This window comes from Proteus mirabilis ATCC 29906, assembly GCF_000160755.1.
GTDB classification, from domain to species: domain Bacteria; phylum Pseudomonadota; class Gammaproteobacteria; order Enterobacterales; family Enterobacteriaceae; genus Proteus; species Proteus mirabilis.
In genome coordinates, this window is sequence record NZ_GG668578.1 from 598,457 (window position 1) to 615,665 (window position 17,209).

The 17,209-nt window shown below is 40.2% G+C and carries 13 protein-coding genes and 1 pseudogene; 6 read left to right on the forward strand and 8 right to left on the reverse strand.

From position 1 onward, the window contains the following. Positions 1 to 195: pseudogene (locus tag HMPREF0693_RS19160) on the reverse strand (signal recognition particle-docking protein FtsY); the annotation flags it as partial. 227 nt (positions 196 to 422) lie between these two features. Here HMPREF0693_RS19160 and rsmD point away from each other — a divergent pair. Both rsmD and HMPREF0693_RS10775 read left to right on the forward strand, forming a co-directional pair. Continuing rightward, positions 423 to 1,007 carry a 16S rRNA (guanine(966)-N(2))-methyltransferase gene (gene rsmD, locus HMPREF0693_RS10770; protein WP_004245388.1) on the forward strand — a complete coding sequence of 195 codons (585 nt, stop codon included), beginning with the start codon at positions 423 to 425 and terminating at the stop codon, positions 1,005 to 1,007. A 17-nt stretch (positions 1,008 to 1,024) separates the two neighbouring features. Beyond that, positions 1,025 to 1,348: a DUF1145 family protein gene (locus tag HMPREF0693_RS10775; protein ID WP_050765211.1), complete on the forward strand. Its 324-nt coding sequence runs from the start codon at positions 1,025 to 1,027 to the stop codon at positions 1,346 to 1,348. 34 nt (positions 1,349 to 1,382) lie between these two features. On the opposite strand, the gene HMPREF0693_RS10780 is transcribed toward HMPREF0693_RS10775, so the two are convergent. Beyond that, a complete protein-coding gene (locus HMPREF0693_RS10780) occupies positions 1,383 to 1,787 on the reverse strand; it encodes a DUF2500 family protein (protein ID WP_004245390.1) in 405 nt (134 codons plus the stop codon). A gap of 146 nt (positions 1,788 to 1,933) precedes the next feature. Here HMPREF0693_RS10780 and HMPREF0693_RS10785 point away from each other — a divergent pair, with 146 nt between their 5' ends. After that, positions 1,934 to 2,560 (forward strand): lysoplasmalogenase, encoded by a 627-nt coding sequence (locus HMPREF0693_RS10785; RefSeq protein ID WP_004245391.1) that lies wholly within the window; start codon positions 1,934 to 1,936, stop codon positions 2,558 to 2,560. Positions 2,561 to 2,730: 170 nt separating this feature from the next. Next, complete coding sequence (locus tag HMPREF0693_RS10790; protein ID WP_036932396.1) at positions 2,731 to 5,142, forward strand: zinc/cadmium/mercury/lead-transporting ATPase; 2,412 nt, start codon at positions 2,731 to 2,733, stop codon at positions 5,140 to 5,142. An 86-nt stretch (positions 5,143 to 5,228) separates the two neighbouring features. Here the strand turns inward: HMPREF0693_RS10790 and HMPREF0693_RS10795 are convergent, their stop codons facing one another. The 3 genes from HMPREF0693_RS10795 to tusA form a co-directional block, all read right to left on the reverse strand. Beyond that, positions 5,229 to 8,363 (reverse strand): efflux RND transporter permease subunit, encoded by a 3,135-nt coding sequence (locus HMPREF0693_RS10795; protein WP_004245394.1) that lies wholly within the window; start codon positions 8,361 to 8,363, stop codon positions 5,229 to 5,231. 25 nt (positions 8,364 to 8,388) lie between these two features. After that, entirely contained in the window at positions 8,389 to 9,528 is a 1,140-nt protein-coding gene (locus HMPREF0693_RS10800; protein ID WP_004245395.1) for an efflux RND transporter periplasmic adaptor subunit, read from the reverse strand. A 711-nt stretch (positions 9,529 to 10,239) separates the two neighbouring features. Continuing rightward, positions 10,240 to 10,494 carry a sulfurtransferase TusA gene (gene tusA / locus HMPREF0693_RS10805; RefSeq protein ID WP_004245397.1) on the reverse strand — a complete coding sequence of 85 codons (255 nt, stop codon included), beginning with the start codon at positions 10,492 to 10,494 and terminating at the stop codon, positions 10,240 to 10,242. A gap of 210 nt (positions 10,495 to 10,704) precedes the next feature. Here tusA and HMPREF0693_RS10815 point away from each other — a divergent pair, with 210 nt between their 5' ends. Both HMPREF0693_RS10815 and HMPREF0693_RS10820 read left to right on the forward strand, forming a co-directional pair. Next, positions 10,705 to 11,379, forward strand: a complete 675-nt coding sequence (locus HMPREF0693_RS10815; protein ID WP_004245400.1) for a 7-cyano-7-deazaguanine/7-aminomethyl-7-deazaguanine transporter — start codon at positions 10,705 to 10,707, stop codon at positions 11,377 to 11,379. Between the two features lie 320 nt (positions 11,380 to 11,699). Then, a complete protein-coding gene (locus HMPREF0693_RS10820; protein WP_004245401.1) occupies positions 11,700 to 12,803 on the forward strand; it encodes a glycerol dehydrogenase in 1,104 nt (367 codons plus the stop codon). Between the two features lie 156 nt (positions 12,804 to 12,959). Here HMPREF0693_RS10820 and glpC read toward each other — a convergent pair whose 3' ends face one another. Genes glpC through glpA form a run of 3 tightly spaced genes read right to left on the reverse strand, consistent with a single transcriptional unit; the run spans position 12,960 to position 17,105 of the window. Next, complete coding sequence (gene glpC, locus HMPREF0693_RS10825) at positions 12,960 to 14,153, reverse strand: anaerobic glycerol-3-phosphate dehydrogenase subunit GlpC (protein WP_004245402.1); 1,194 nt, start codon at positions 14,151 to 14,153, stop codon at positions 12,960 to 12,962. After that, on the reverse strand, positions 14,150 to 15,457 hold the full coding sequence (glpB, locus tag HMPREF0693_RS10830; protein ID WP_017827251.1) for a glycerol-3-phosphate dehydrogenase subunit GlpB: 1,308 nt from the start codon (positions 15,455 to 15,457) through the stop codon (positions 14,150 to 14,152). The genes glpC and glpB overlap by 4 nt, the downstream gene beginning before the upstream one ends. Further along, on the reverse strand, positions 15,447 to 17,105 hold the full coding sequence (gene glpA / locus HMPREF0693_RS10835; RefSeq protein ID WP_004245405.1) for an anaerobic glycerol-3-phosphate dehydrogenase subunit A: 1,659 nt from the start codon (positions 17,103 to 17,105) through the stop codon (positions 15,447 to 15,449). Before glpA ends, glpB begins: the two co-directional genes overlap by 11 nt. Between the last annotated feature and the right edge of the window lie 104 nt (positions 17,106 to 17,209).

Below are 17,209 nucleotides of genomic sequence, written 5' to 3' on the forward strand. Positions count from 1 at the left end.
CTGGGCTTCTTCTTCAGCTAAACGCACTTGTTCAGCTTCTAGTTGCGCTTGACGTTGAGCTTCTTCTTTGGCTAAACGCGCCTGCTCTGCACGTTCGGCCTCTAAACGTTGTTGTTCTTTCTCTTGTGCAGTATTTTCTTCTTTATTACGGCCAAATCCGAGCCACGAGAAAAAACCTTTTTTTTCTTTTGCCATTAGCTACTAAACTCCTCGCACTAAATCATGGCGCGATAACATTGACGATATTAAAAATAATAATGAAGTCTATCATTTGATCGAGGATAAACGCATCTTTTATACGAATTTTATGGTAAATTATTCGCGCTTAAATCAAGGTAAGTTATCAAGTTATCAACAAACTTGTTCCTTGAAACATTAAAACACGCCAAAATTCACGCTTAAACGATATATATCAGAAAAATATGGCTAAGAAACCACAAAAAACGCCGATGGGACAAATCAGAATAATCGGAGGTAAATGGCGTGGTCGGAAACTTCCTGTGCTTGATAGCCAAGGATTACGTCCCACCACCGATAGAGTCAAAGAAACACTGTTTAATTGGCTTATGCCCGTTATTCAGAACGCTCGTTGCTTAGATTGCTTTGCCGGCAGTGGTGGGCTAGGTATTGAAGCACTCTCTCGCTATGCAAAAGAAACGACATTCATTGAGTTCGACCGTAAAGTCGCGCAACAAATTACTGCTAATTTAGCGCTGCTTGGCGCTGATAATGGGCATGTTATTCAAGATAGTGCGTTAAATTATCTAGCTAAACAAGGTACTGCATATGATGTGGTGTTTTTAGATCCTCCTTTTCATCAAGGTATGTTGGCAAACACCCTGCAATTATTAGAAAATAACCAATGGTTAGCCGAAGGTTGTTATATTTATATTGAAGAAGAAGTAAACGCACAGGTTTATTCTTTACCAGAAAATTGGCGATTACATAGAGAAAAAATCGCAGGCCAAGTCGCCTATCGTCTTTATATTCGCAATTTATCTGCTTAATTTGTTATGGAGCTGCTATGTTAATCTTTTTAGGTCGATTTTTAATGATCGGTGTGTGGGGATTTCTTTGTTTAAATCTTATTTCCCCATTCCCTAAACCTTTAAAGTACTTTATGGATATCGCATTAATCTTTATGGTGATTATGCACGGCTTACAAATTGCCATGTATAAAGCAGGCCAACCCGAAGATAAAAAACCTTCTGGCTTACTCCAATTTAAGATCTTCTTTTTTGGTATTTTTGAGCTATTGAGAATACAAAAAGAGTTGCGCAAAGAGTATCTAGAAAAACAAAAAAATAAAAAACCAATAATCATCGTCTATTCAAGTCACTGGGGATAACACGCTAACTCCCCAGTTTCTTATGCTCTGATGCTTATTGAGCTGATGTTTTACCACTCTCATTATCTGGTGCATCGGTTTCAAACTGCACGAAACGACTACCTTGCATAAATAATCGCCCTTTCATCTCCAGCGCTACATTTGAGAAAGTGGTTTTATCCACACGTAAGATAATATCTTGCTGAGAGTCCGTTGTTAAACGAAAAGTCACTTGATAGTAATAGGTTGTTTCTGGCCCATTAACATCATTTTCTCTTGAACGTCGATCGTTTTTCGGTATTTGTTGCTTATCAACAACTTCTACCATATATAATTTAACGGGTGAATTATCATCACTGATACGCTGTTTTCTTTGCTCAAAAAAACGATATGTTGCGCTAGCGATAATGATAATCAGCACCGCGATACCTAACATTCCTGCTTTATTCATTACACTCATTCCTATTATCGTTATAAATTCACATTGTGCTTATCTGTAGTTAATTTTAATTAATACGCTAGTTTCTTCATTAATCGCTATTCTTAAATTATGCTTTCTGTTATGAATAATAAAAGAGTTCTCTATATAAGAATAAGGAAGATATTATGAGTTGGCCTTTTCTCGCTGTCTTATTTTCTGGGTGGCTTTATATCGATGCCGCGTATCGTGGCCCTAATTGGCAACGATGGCTATTCCGTCCTATTACACTACTACTATTACTCCTTTGGGCATGGCAAGTCCCTGAGCATAGCATTAATAGTTATCTTATTGTCGGCGCTTTATTAGCAACATTACTTTCTGATGTATTAAAAATGTTTGAAGGTAAGTATTTACTACCTTCTTTAGCCTTGTTATTCCTAAGTTATATTCTCTACCTAATTAGTTTTGCCTTACCATTACAAATCTCTTTTTATCTTCCTTTGCTTGGTTTTGTTATCGTTGCCGCAATTATCGTGTTAGCCATCATCTGGACTAAACTGGATAAATTTGCCATACCTGTATTACTGACTTTATTAGCGGCTTTTGCGATGTTTTGGGTTGCAGGAGATAAATTCTTCTACCTGAGCAACGACTACAACTTTTCTATCATGATAGGCTCACTCTTGTTAGTAATTGCTTACTCTATTTGGCTTATCAACCGTTTCCGCTTCTCTTTTTCAGCCTCTAAAGGACTGGTAAGTGCCTGTTACTTTATTGGTCACTTCTTTATTGTTAGAGCCCTTTTTCTCTAAAACCCTGATCCCTTGTTTCTTTATCAATAGAAACAAGGGATTAATTGATTTAACAAATCCGCACTTTTTGACAATCAATACGCTCTGTTTATCTTGACTCTGGACTCTACTCCAAGCTGTAAAGTATCGGTAATTGATAAAACTGTACTTTGTTGAACGAGGAGAGGCGTATGTCTAAACACGCTCATCAACACGATAACCATAAACATACCGATGCTTGCTGTTCAAGCTCTCAATGCTGCTCTAATCAGGGAGATAATAGTAGTATGCACTCACATACTGAAAGTGGACACACTCATACTGAAAGTGGACACACTCATAGCAAAATCGATAAGAGTGATCCTGAATGTGAAGAAGAACATCATCATGGCCATCAACATGAGCATAATCATCACGCTCATGATGGTCATGATCATGCCCATGGCTGTTGTGACAGCAACGCCCCTGTCTCTAATGTAGAGCCTGAAAAAATTGCACAGCAACGTTTTAGTTGGAAAGTGCAAGGAATGGATTGCCCAAGCTGCGCGCAAAAGATAGAGACAGCAGTACTGAAAGTGGTCGGCGTTAAACAAGCGAAGATCTTGTTTGCCACTGAAAAACTGGTTGTCGATGCTGATACCGATTTACGTACTGATGTGATTAGTGCCGTTAAAAGTGCCGGTTTTGAACTATTTGATATCTCATCAGCGGGATCTCAGCCTCCTGCAAAACAAAGCCTCTTAAAAGAGAGCTCATTCGTCATTATCTTAGCGATTTTAATGGCGATAAGTTGGGGTGCCGAGTTTATTGATCCACAAGCAGGTCGCGCTGCCTTTATTGCAACGACATTAATCGGGTTATTCCCTATTGTAAAAAAATCGCTACGACTCATTCGTAGTGGTACCCCATTCGCGATTGAAACCTTGATGAGTGTTGCGGCTATTGGGGCACTGTTTATTAATGCCACCGAAGAAGCGGCAATGGTAATTTTGCTGTTTATGATTGGCGAAATGCTTGAGTCTTACGCTGCGGGTCGTGCACGCCGCGGAGTCAGCGCATTAATGGCTCTTGTACCAGAAGAAGCAGTGGTAATCAAAGAGGGTAAAAAACAGACAGTCCCTGTAGCTCAATTGCGCCCCGGCGATATTATTGAAATTGCACCAGGTGCGCGCTTACCCACAGATGCCGAATTAATTACTGCTTTTGCAAGTTTTGATGAAAGCGCATTAACGGGTGAATCGGTGCCGGTCGAACGTTTACAGGGTGAAAAAGTCGCTGCTGGCTGTTTATCTGTTGATCGCTCGGTGCAAATGAAAGTGGTCTCTGAACAGGGGCAAAATGCCATCGACCGTATTTTACAATTGATCGAAGAAGCGGAAGAGCGTAAAGCGCCCATTGAACGTTTTGTTGACCGTTTCAGTCGCTATTACACACCACTGATTATGCTGTTTTCCGCATTAGTGATCATTATTCCACCTTTGTTATTCGCTCAACCTTGGGAAACTTGGTTCTACCGCGGTTTAACACTGTTATTAATTGGTTGTCCTTGTGCTCTGGTTATTTCAACACCAGCCGCCATTACATCAGCACTGGCAGCAGCAACAAAACGAGGTGCCTTAATTAAAGGTGGTGCAGCACTTGAACAACTGGGCACAGTCAATACCGTTGCTCTAGATAAAACAGGCACATTAACAGAGGGTAAACCTCAAGTCACTGATGTCATAGCAAATGCAGGCTTTAATGAGAAAGAGCTACTGATGTTGGCTTCTTCTGTAGAAGTTGGCTCTCATCACCCTCTCGCAAAAGCCATTATTAATAAAGCACAAGAGCAACAAATTGATGTTGTGGAAGCCGATAATCGCAAGGCTTTAGCGGGTAAAGGGATTGAAGGTTATTTAAATAATCAGCATATTCTGGTCAGTGCCCCAACACAATTATCAGAAACCACACCATTATCTGCACAATGGCAACAACAAGTCGCTCGTCTTGAAAATGAAGGCAAAACCGTTGTCGTGGTATTAAAAGAAGATCAGTTCATTGGTGTGATTGCGATGCAAGATACATTGCGCAACGATGCTATCGAATCAATGAAAGTGTTGAAATCGATGAATATCAATGCCGTGATGTTAACCGGTGATAACCCAAGAGCAGCGGCTGCGATTGCACAAAAACTGGGTATGGATTTCCGTGCAGGATTGCTCCCTGAAGATAAAGTCACCTCAGTGATGGAAATCAGTCAAACACATAACACAATGATGGTGGGTGATGGTATTAATGATGCACCAGCAATGAAAGCGGCTACCATTGGTGTTGCGATGGGAAGTGGTACAGATGTCGCTTTAGAAACTGCCGACGCAGCATTAACCCATAACCGTTTAACTGGCTTACCCGAAATTATTCAGCTATCTCGTGCAACACGTAAAATTATCCGTGAAAACATTACCATAGCATTGGGTTTAAAAGCGATATTCTTAGTCACCAGTTTATTCGGTATCACTGGACTTTGGGTTGCCGTATTGGCTGACTCAGGAGCAACAGCTTTAGTGACCGCCAATGCCGTAAGACTATTAAAAGTTAAACTAAAATCTCCTCACCAAGATTAAACTGACCTAAAAATAAAACCCAAACCACAGTCATTGCTATGGTTTGGGTTATTTTTACGCTTAAATCTCACTGCGAGATAATTCTATTACTTATCTATTTCCTCAATACTCACATGTGCTTTTTTTCGTGAAAATAGTTTAACCACAAAGACATAGAACAGTGGTACAAAGAAAATAGCCAAGAAAGTGGATGCGAGCATACCGCCAATTACCCCTGTTGCAACAGAGTGCTGACTACCTTGCCCTGCACCTGCAGCAAGTGCCATAGGTAATACCCCAAAAGTAAAGGCGAGTGAGGTCATAATGATAGGGCGTAGTCTCATTCTTGCCGCTTCTGCTGCCGCATCGATTAATGGTTTACCATCCTTCTCATAAAGATGTTTAGCAAACTCAACAATTAAGATGGCATTTTTCGCTGATAGGCCAATGGTGGTCATCAAACCTATTTGGAAATAGACATCTGAGGATAAACCTCGTAACAGTGTCGCGATAACAGCCCCTAAAATACCAAATGGCACCACTAAAGCGACAGAGAAAGGTACTGACCAACTTTCATAGAGTGCCGCTAAGCTTAAGAAAACAAACAGAATTGTCATCACATATAATGCAGGTGCTTGGTCTTGTGTTTGAATTTCTTCATAAGACAGACCGCTATAGCTTAGGCTGATTTCAGATGGCAATTGTTTCATAATATCTGCAATTGCCAGCATCGCGTCACCCGTACTGTAACCTGGCGCTGGTTCACCTAAGATCTCAATCGCTGATAGCCCATTAAAACGCTCTAATTTCGGTGGCCCCATATACCATTGTGTTGTTGCAAAGGCGTTGAATGGGATCATTTCACCGCGCTGATTACGAACATGCCATTTATCCAGATCGGTTGGCAACATACGCGCTGAGGCTTCCCCTTGTAGATAAACACGTTTAACACGACCTTCATCAATAAAATCATTTACATACATCGATCCCCATGCGGCAGATAATGTATCGTTAATATCAGATAAACGCAGTTGTAATGCTCTTGCACGCTCTTTATCAATCACAACACGTAATTGAGGTTCATCGTTTTTACCGTTCGGGCGAACATTAGTTAATACTGGACTTTGTGCTGCTAATTCGAGGAATTTATCACGAGCTTTAACCAATTCAGTATGGCCTAAACCCGCATTATCTTGTAAGTAGAAATCAAATCCCATCGCATTCCCCATCTCCATAATAGCAGGTGGTGGGAACGCAATAACCATACCATCACGGATAGAGTTAAAGTGTTGCTGTGCTCGTGCCACTAATGAGAAAACATCTTCTCCTTTTCCTTTACGCTCTGACCAATCAGCCAAGTTAACAAATGCCATACCCGCATTTTGACCACGACCTGCAAAGTTAAAGCCATTAACAGTAAATACTGTTTTAACCAGATGTTTTTCTTCGGTCAGTAAATAATCCCTAAATTCTGCCATGGTTTGTTCCATACGCTCAGCGGTACTATTTGCTGGCATACGGACTTCAATCATCACAACCCCTTGGTCTTCATTTGGTAAGAAGGCTTTAGGTAATTGCGTAAATAACCACCCTGTTCCAACGGTAATAATGAGGAAAATAAACATATAACGGCCTCGACGGTACAAGATATTGCGTACCCCCTTCTCGTAATAGTTAGTTCCTCTATCAAAGAAACGGTTGAACAGCCAGAAGAATCCACGACGTTTCTTCACCTTAGGTTGTGGCTTTTTCAATATGGACGCGCATAATGCGGGTGTAAATGTTAATGCGATAAGCACTGATAATGCCATCGCGACAACAATAGTCGCTGCAAACTGGCGATAAATAATCCCAGCCGATCCACCAAAAAATGCCATTGGCACAAAGACTGCTGATAAAACAAGACCAATCCCCACTAACGCCCCTTGAATTTGCGTCATCGAGAGAATAGTCGCTTCTTTTACCGAAATCGCCTGTTCATGCATGATCCGTTCAACGTTTTCAACCACAACGATGGCATCATCCACCAGCAAGCCGATTGCGAGCACCATGGCATACATCGTTAATACGTTGATAGTTAAACCTAATGCGGCTAATACACCAAAAGTTCCTAATAAAACAACCGGTATAGCCAATGTTGGCACCAAGGTTGCCCGAATATTTTGTAGGAACAGGAACATAACCAAGAACACTAAGATGGAAGCTTCGACAATCGTTCTTACCACAGAGCTAATGGACGATTTTACAGAAGGCGTTGTGTCATAAGGGAAAAGGGCTTTTACACCTTGAGGGAAAAACTGCGACTGAGCTTCCACAACCTCTTTTACTTTTTTAGACACATCAAGTAGATTAGCTCCGGGCGCTAAGCGCATAGCCATACCCGCAGACGGTTTACCATTGTATAAGCTTGAAATAGAGAAATTATCTGCCCCTACTTCGACTTTCGCTACATCTTGTAACAGAACTTGTGAGCCATCAAGATTCACTTTTAATAGAATATGGTTGAATTCATCTACTGATACCATACGTGATGAGCTGGTAATGGTTGCGTTTAACTCAACACCTTTTAATGCCGGTAAGCCCGCTAACTGCCCGGCGGACACCTGTACATTCTCATCTTGGATAGCCGCGGCAATATCTTTCGGCATCAGGTGATAATTGGTCAGTTTATCCGGATCAAGCCAAATACGCATAGCGCGTGGTGATCCCAATAACAGAATATCCCCCATACCATCAATACGAGAAATAGGATCTTTCATATGTGAGGCAAGGTAATTACCTAAATCAAAGGCATCTAATTTTCCAGATTCATCTACAAGGGCAACCACTTGCATAAAGTTAATCTGGAATTTCACTACCCTCATCCCTTGTCGTTGTACTTCAAGGGGTAACTTAGGTGTTGCTAATTGCAGTTTATTTTGTACCTGCATCAACGCAATATCACTATCCGTACCTTGTTCAAAAGTGGCGATAACTTCAAAGCTACCATCCGTATTACTATTTGAACTTAAATAACGGAAGCCATCTAATCCGCTAAGCTCTTGCTCAATAACTTGAACAACCGTGTCTTGCACTGTTTCAGCCGATGCACCGGGATAAACTGCGGTGATCATTATCGCTGGAGCTGCAATTTCAGGATATTGACTCACAGGAAGTTTTATTAACGACAATCCTCCTGCAATCATAATAACAATAGCCATCACCCACGAAAGTATTGGCCGATTAATAAAAAATCGAGACATAATAATGTATTACCTAAATGAAGACTTACTCTAAGGTGGTCTTTAATGAAATGTTGTTAGCAGGAACCGCATTGACTTTTACGCCCGGTTTTGCACGATGATGACCTTCTGTCATGATCCTATCGCCAGCTTGTAATCCCTGTTTTATGATCCATCCATTACCTTGTGGTTTTAATATTTCAACATCTCTTGCTTGTAATACTTGTTGTTGATCAACGATATATGTGATGGATTTACCACGGGCATCAAAGGTAATCGCTTGTTGTGGCACAACAATCGCTTTCTCTTGAGTTCCTTGCATAATACGAGCTTTGGTATACATTCCTGGTAATAATTGGTGCTGTGGATTAGGGAATTTGGCGCGTAATGTCACTGAGCCTGTACTTGGCTCAACTTGGACTTCGGAAAAACTTAATGTACCGGTATAAGGGTACTGAGAGCCATCTTCTAAAAACAGCGTCACATCCATTTTATCTTCACTATCAGTGACGACACCTTGTTGGATCAGTGACTTTAATTTCAGTTGGTTAGTAATAGGTTGAGTAATATCCACATAGATAGGATCAAGCTGTGTGATGGTCGCTAATGGCTGGCTTTGTCCACTACTCACTAATGCCCCTTCACTAACAAAAGAGCGACTGATTTTGCCGCTAATAGGTGATAAAACTTGGGTATAGCCAAGGTTAATCTTTGCTTGATTTAAATCGGCTTTAGCTTGATCAAGGCGTGAAACTACATCGTCATATTCTTGCTGACTAATGGCATTAGTGGCACGTAAAGATTTATAACGGGCAGCTAATTTTTTCACATTATCGTAAGCCGCTTGTGCTTTAGCTACCTGAGTTTCGTAAGGTTTTTTATCTATTTGATACAGTGGTTGATCTTTTTTAACATCACTACCTTCAGTAAATAGACGTTTTTCTAAAATACCATCGACTTGTGGGCGCACCTGTGAGACACGATAAGATGCCGTTCTTGCTGGCAAATCGACCGTTAATGGAAGAATTTCCTCTTTGACAGTATAGACTCCCACTTCTGGGATAGCAGGCTTGGTTGGCTGAGTCGATTGATCGTTACAGCCCATTAAGACAAAACTTACCATCATCACAGAAGTAAAAGGAATATTACAACCCTTTGTTTTAAATAAATGTTTTGTTTTTTTCATAGTTAGTGGAATTGTGCTGATAAAAAAAATACCGTACTCCCTATGCGAATGGTTTCCGGTACAACGAATTAATTAAGAACGTCATCTATTTATGGCTATTAAAATAAATAGTCTAAATATTAGATTAATAACACATACAGTTGAGATCCTTATTTATTAGAGGTTTTTGTATTTATTAATACGCTGTGAATAATGAACTTTTCAAGATATTTTAACAAGATTATAATTTATCAATATGTGGCATTTTCAATAAATGAAAATATATCTTATTGAAATAAAACAAATTAAATAAAATAAACTCTATTATAAAAAACACTAAAATAGCATTTTTAGGAAAAACAAAAAGAGCAAAAAAATTAACTAATAATTATCCCTTCATCATTAAAACGATGAATAAACAAACATTTTTAAATACTATTTTCACAATAATACAAAAAAGATAAATAAAATTATTTTAATTGTTTCTTATACGAAACTAATACAATAAATCTATTAATTCACACAAACCTATAAATATAGAAAAATAATCTCTTAGAAAAAACATGACTAATTCATCATAAAACCATTGCATTTATTCATGAGGTAAATAGATTTTATATGAGGTATAAAAAGGCAAGGAGAGCTACTTTTGCCTTGAAAGAAAGAGCCACAAGCGAGACAAGCCGTACTTTATCTCGCTTGATAAGCGTGTTTTTTACAAGATAAGCTGATTTACAGCTGCCCCTCTTTTTTGCGGATCAAATAACGATAAGGTGTTGCTTGCGTCTCTTGCTGTAATAGGTCATGTTCCATAAAACGACAAAAACCAGGAATATCACGCACTGTAGCCGGATCATCAGCAATCACCAACAGTGTTTCCCCCTGAGCCATATTTCTTATGGTTTTACGCACTAACATAACAGGCTCAGGACAACGTAGTCCTAAGGTATCTAATGTTTTTGTCGCATCATCAAATTGGGCATTCATTGTATTAACCATTTTTTCGCACTAACAGATAGCACTATTATATCTCGCTTTGCCTCGCACATCACGGCACATTCATCAACTTCACGTTGAGTTATCGCCGATCTTTGCTTTTGTTGCGCAACAAGAGTATGATGCGCATCCTCTCCTGATGAGAGAAAATCATACGTTTTATTGGGTTCCCTCACCCCAATCACTAAAAAGGTACAATTTATGTATAGGTTTACCTCCCGCCAAAAAGCGGCGGCGCTATTATGGCTTTCGTTATTTCATATATTGATAATTACTTCTAGTAACTATCTTGTTCAATTGCCTATTTCTATTTTTGGCTTCCATACCACATGGGGTGCATTTACTTTTCCATTTATTTTCTTAGCGACAGATTTAACTGTTCGTATCTATGGAGCCCCTCTGGCAAGACGCATTATTACTGCCGTTATGATACCGGCATTAGCTATTTCCTACCTAATATCAACACTCTTTTTCCAAGGAAGTTGGCAAGGTTTTGCCTCACTCAATGATTTTAATATCATGGTGGCAAGAATAGCGACAGCAAGCTTTATGGCGTATGTGTTAGGGCAAATTATGGATGTTTCTGTCTTTAATCGTTTAAGACAGCAACAAAAATGGTGGGTTGCACCAAGTGCAGCGATGTTTTTTGGTAATTTCTTAGATACTGTTGCCTTCTTTTTTATTGCCTTTTATCGCAGTACAGATGCGTTTATGGCGGCCAATTGGGTCGAAATAGCGCTTGTGGATTACACTTTTAAATTGACGATTTGTATGCTGTTTTTCTTACCGGCCTATGGCGTATTATTGAACTTTATTTTGCGCTATTTTTTTGCACAAGAAAATCAACAACAAAGCTATGCTCAAATCCGTCCTTAGCTGATTGATTCCCCCAATAAGGCTTTATTCTTTGCACAATAAAGCCTTAGCTTACTTTTACCAATACCTTGATCTACCGGCAATAAATACCATTATTTAGCATAATAAGTGAAGACACCGCACTACTATTGATAAATGATAAAGAGTAAGACTTTTATTGCCTAGCAATACAAAAATTAACCCGTTTCAATATAATATTTTTATTATCAATTAAACTATTAATAGTATTCTGGATCATCTCAGCTTTTTTCCATCTCGGTTAAGATGATATTCCCCGCCATAAAGATTTTTTACTCTTTTGAAGATAGTAGGAGTCTATTATGTTAAAAGTTATTCAATCCCCAGCGAAGTATATCCAAGGGCCTGATGCGTTATATCATATTGGGAAATATACAAAACCTTTGGGTGAGAGAGCATTGATTATCGCTGATAAGTTTGTCATGGATCTGGCTGGCAGCATCGTCAAAGACAGCATGACACAGTATGAAGTCAATGGACACTTTGAACAGTTTCACGGTGAATGTACACATAAAGAGATTGACCGCTTAGTTGAGATAGCCAAACAACAAGCCGCTCTTGTTATCATTGGTGTTGGGGGAGGAAAAACCCTTGATACCGCCAAAGCCGTCGCCTATAAATGCCAGTTACCTGTGGTGATCTCTCCGACTATCGCATCAACCGATGCCCCTACTAGCGCACTTTCTGTTATTTATACAGAATTAGGCGCATTTGATAGCTATCTTTTCTACCCGAAAAATCCTGATATCGTTGTTATGGATACCAATGTGATTGCCTCAGCACCACCACGTTTATTAGTGGCAGGGATGGGAGATGCCTTAGCGACCTATTTTGAAGCAAGAGCCTGTAGTCGAGCACAAAAGCAAACAATGGCTGGAGGTAAAACCACCCTTGCAGCACTGGCATTAGCAGAGCTTTGTTATCACACCCTACTTGAAGATGGCTATAAAGCCAAACTGGCCGTCAGTCGTAGTGTGTGTACTACTGCGGTTGAAAATATTATCGAAGCAAATACCTTTTTAAGTGGTATTGGTTTTGAAAGTGCCGGATTAGCCGCCGCACATGCAATACATAATGGTTTCACTGCATTAGAAGAGTGCCATGCAATGTATCACGGTGAAAAAGTCGCCTTTGGTACTCTAGTTCAACTAGTGCTAGAAAATAGCCCGTTAGAAGAGATCGAAGAAGTACTCGATTTCTGTGTTCAAGTTGGCTTACCTGTTACCTTAGAAGAATTAGGCGTACATGCTACAGGTGATGAATTAAATGAAAAAATCATGGCTGTCGCAGAATTAAGCTGTGCAGAAGGTGAAACAATTTACAATATGCCATTTGATGTTGATTCCGATAAAGTGTTTGCGGCGATTATGGCAGCAGACCAATTAGGGCGTGAGTGGTTATATTAAGGATTAATATTAATGGCGCCAACAGGGTGCTCTGTACCCTGTTGACTCACGATGTGATGTAAAGTAATAAAAAAGGGAATAAAAGGTCAACTTTTATTCCCAAATTGCTTGTTATTGTAATCAGTGACTACATTATTGTTATCTCATTAATTTTTTCTACAATGCCCGAGCTAATAAGCTAATTGGGTGTTCACATTTTTTGGTTGTTGACATTTCTATTTGCCATTTACAGGTTTCGCAATCTGTAATGACTAAATCACAACCACTCTCTTCAATTTGACGGAATAATCCCGCCCCAATGCCTTGCGCAACATCGTAGTTTTCCGATTTAAAACCATAAGTACCGGCAATACCACAACATTGTGAATCTAATACAATCACTTCTACCCCAGGAATACGTTTGATTAAATCAATGGAGTAAGCCGCCCACCCCATTTTTTCCATATGGCAAGGGGTATGATAAACCACTTTTAATGGGGTATGTTTTAATGGTAATTCACGCCCTTCTTCCAATAACCGATAAATATAACGTGTTGCTAATTCTATATTTTCCCGTACTTTTGAAGTATCAATATCTAGAATATGTTCATATTCATCACGAATAGTGAAAGTACAAGTAGAAGATGTAGCAACAACCGGAATATTGTTCTCCACAATTTTTTCTGTCAGAGATTCAAGGTTTACGGTAGCTTGTTTTTTCGCTTGTTTCACAAAGCCGTTGGCAATTAATGCAACACCACAACATTTTTCACGTTTTAATAGTTGAACACCAATATCCATTTTATTGAATACTTTAACTAAATCTTTCCCTAATTGAGGGTGATTATAGTTAGCATAGCAACCGTGGAAAAACGCAACCTGATCTTTAAAGCGTGCTTGCTCTTCAACCTGTTTTTTCATCCATGTTCTAAATGTACCAAAAGAGTATTTGGGTAATTCACGACGATGGTCGATTTTAAGCGCTTTATCCAAGATTTTACGTACTGGTTTTAATCCGGTAATAGTGTTAACAATCGGCGCCATTGGCGTAGAGAGCGTTCCCATTAAATCAGTATGACTTAAAATAGCATCACGAATTTTAGGTGTTTTAGGATTGTAGTTAAGTTTAGCACGGGAAATGATATCCCCTATTTTTACATCTGAAGGACATGCCACTTCACAACGTTTACAGTTAGTACAGTATTTCAGTGCTTCATCATAAAGCATGGGATCTTTTAAGCGTAAACGCTCACCATCAGGGCCTGCTTGTTTAGGTCCAGGATAGAGTGGATTGACCTTTGCCACAGGACAATAGGTCGTACAAACTGTACATTTAATGCAACTTTCAAAACTGGTATCTTGTAAACTCATAGTATTGCCTCCACAGCCGCAGATGTGGTGTGCTGCGATTTATCACTCTGTAATATTTGTTGAGCTGCATAGAGTGCACTTATCATGGAGACACCTGCACCACAGCCTTCATTTAGAGGATCAAAACCACCTAAAAGCGCCCCCACCGCATAGACATTGTCTAACGCTTCACCATATTTTAACGGTCTTAATTGACTATCTGTATTAACACCAAATCGCATATAAGGCTGTTTGGCAAACACATTGACTTGTGTCCACTCATTACGCGGTAAGCTTTCTAACAAATCTAATTCCATTAATGGCTCGTAAATACGATCAAATTCCGCAATTAAGCCATTATTGAAAAAACTGCCTGTGGCTAATACGACATGCTCGCTACGGATAGGGATATCAGTATGATTACGGGTATGAATACCGACAACCTTATTACCGACTAAATCGGCTTCTTCTGCGCGATCACCCGGCATGATCAAACCACCTGCTTGTTGAAAACGCAGTTTTAGTGCCTGATGTAGGCGAATACCTAATAATGAAGGCGGTAATGTCGGTAATAGACAAATTGGTTTACCCACACACTCTTGTAATAAATTAACTGGCGCTTCTTCATCTAGCCCGATACATGCAGGTAGTACAATCGCCTCAACACTATTATCTATGTGTTTAATTAATTCTTCTGCTAATGCTTGCGTGTTTTCAGGCTTATCTAAATAGCGCGCAATATTAATTGCTCTAAATTCACTTGGATTATCACGTAGTCTATCCAATAAAGGTAAATGAATGTGATAAGGAATGGCCTCAATACCTTGTTCATTTAAAGTACTACTTGCAAACTGAGGTTGAAAATCCAAGAATCCCTCAATCCCCACCACCGCTATTTTTTTCCATGGGAATGGTTGATTAACGCTATAAGTCGGCACGCGCTGTGGGCTCATCCAACTCATGCGAGAACGTCCAACCGGGGTAATACGGTAATGGTTTTCATCACCGTTACCTTTATAGTCTAAATTTCTCGTTGTTGATAACAGCGTTTGCGCTTGCTCTATCAATTGAGTGACATTTGCTTCACCAATACGACTATATGGGTGCTCTGGTGCTTGTTGTGCCAGTGTTGATAACGCTTGTTTCGGATGAGAAACTGGCGTGCCATCAGGAAGATGCGTTAATAAATCCAGTGATCCAGATGAAAAATGTAACGCACTTTGTCCATTACTGATAATGGCGCAAGATTTGCCCGCTTCAGCAAGGCGGATCCCCGCAGTCAGTCCCGCTAATCCGCTTCCTATAATGATAACGTCAAATTTCATCATCGGCCTCCACTGAAGCTGTTTTATCAATCATATCGGCATCTAAGCCACATAAACCTTGGTACACCCAACTGGTAAACTCACTTTCACGTAACGCATTACCCCATGCGATAGGACGAATACCTTTCCAACGTTCATTTAGAAAATGGGCAAGTTGTTGTTCGGAGCCATGAGGCGTTGTGACTTGTAAACGATTTAATAATCCTGCTGCGCGACAAGCACATAACTCACCTTGGCAAGTTCCCATTCCCACACGAGTACGACGGCGTAAATCAAGCAAATTATTCACGGTTAAAGAATTCACTGCATAACGAACTTCACCGGCCGTGACCGCTTCACATTCACACACTAAGCTTTTATCAATACGCTCATTACTCAATAGTTTATTGGCTAAATCGCCATGGCGATAAACCGCTGAGCCTCGAATTGGCGCCGGTAACGACACCACACTACGCAATGCTTGCTCTGCCGATTGGCGAGAGCCAGGCAGTGGCTCTTCAGCCGTGGTACATTTTGCTGAAATATTTAATTTCTCACAGATCTTGTTTGTGGCCCATTCAGCCATTAATCGGTAAGTCATTAATTTACCACCGGTTATGGTGATAAAGCCCTCGAGTCCATCCCGTTGTGCATGGTCAAGTAATACAATACCGCGGCTCACATTACGACCAGAAGGATCATCGTCGCTAGCCACTAAAGGACGTACACCGGCATAAGCACGTAAAATACGAGTTTGAGCCAGTTTAGGTGCCAGCATTGAACCTTCACGGATCAGGATATCAACCTCTTCAGGGGTGACATACATATTGTCGATTTCATCATAAGGAACGCGAGTTGAGGTGGTTCCTATTAATGAGATGGTATCGCCAGGCACTAAAATATCGGCATCCGCAGGCTTACGACAGCGGTTGATCACCATATTATTAATACGGTGTCCTAAAATCAGTAATGCCCCTTTTGCTGGGAACATGCGGACTTTTAAATCACCATATTCTGCAATTTTTTGTCCCCATATTCCTCCGGCATTGGCCACTATTTGTGCGCGGATCTCATACATATTTTTAGATTGATGATCATAAACACGTACACCTTTCACACGGTCGCCTTCACGGATCAAGCCCATCACTTCATGATAAGTGAGTACTTGCGCGCCATGTTCACGTGCATCTAACATATTGGCCGCCGTTAAGCGGAAAGGATCAACCGTACCATCAGGTACTTTAACCGCACCAATAAGATTAGGATTCACCGAAGGCTCTAATCGAATAGCTTCTTCAGGTGAAATGGCTTGAGCATCAATACCTGCCGCTTGGCAAGATTGAATAAAGGTTTGTTGGAATTCTAACGAATCTTCAGGGAGAGTAATAAAAAGGCCATCCGTTTTTTCAACACAATGACGAGCGACCCGTTTTAAGATCATGTTTTCTTCTATACACTCACGCGCTGATTCCGGATCGGTCACTGCATAGCGTGCGCCACTATGTAATAAACCATGGTTTCGACCGGTTGCACCGGTTGCGATATCGTGTCTTTCCAGTAGGATACAGCGTAATCCACGACGAGCACAGTCTCTTGCCATGCCTGCCCCCGTAGCTCCACCGCCGATAATAATGACATCTGTTTCTGTCACTGGTGAACCGCTCATCATAGAGATGCCCTCTCACATTACATTCAGCAAACGCTTAATTATTCTTTAACGTTAATTATAGTGTATAAGATACACAAAAAATGTGGTTAATGTTTGATAATGAG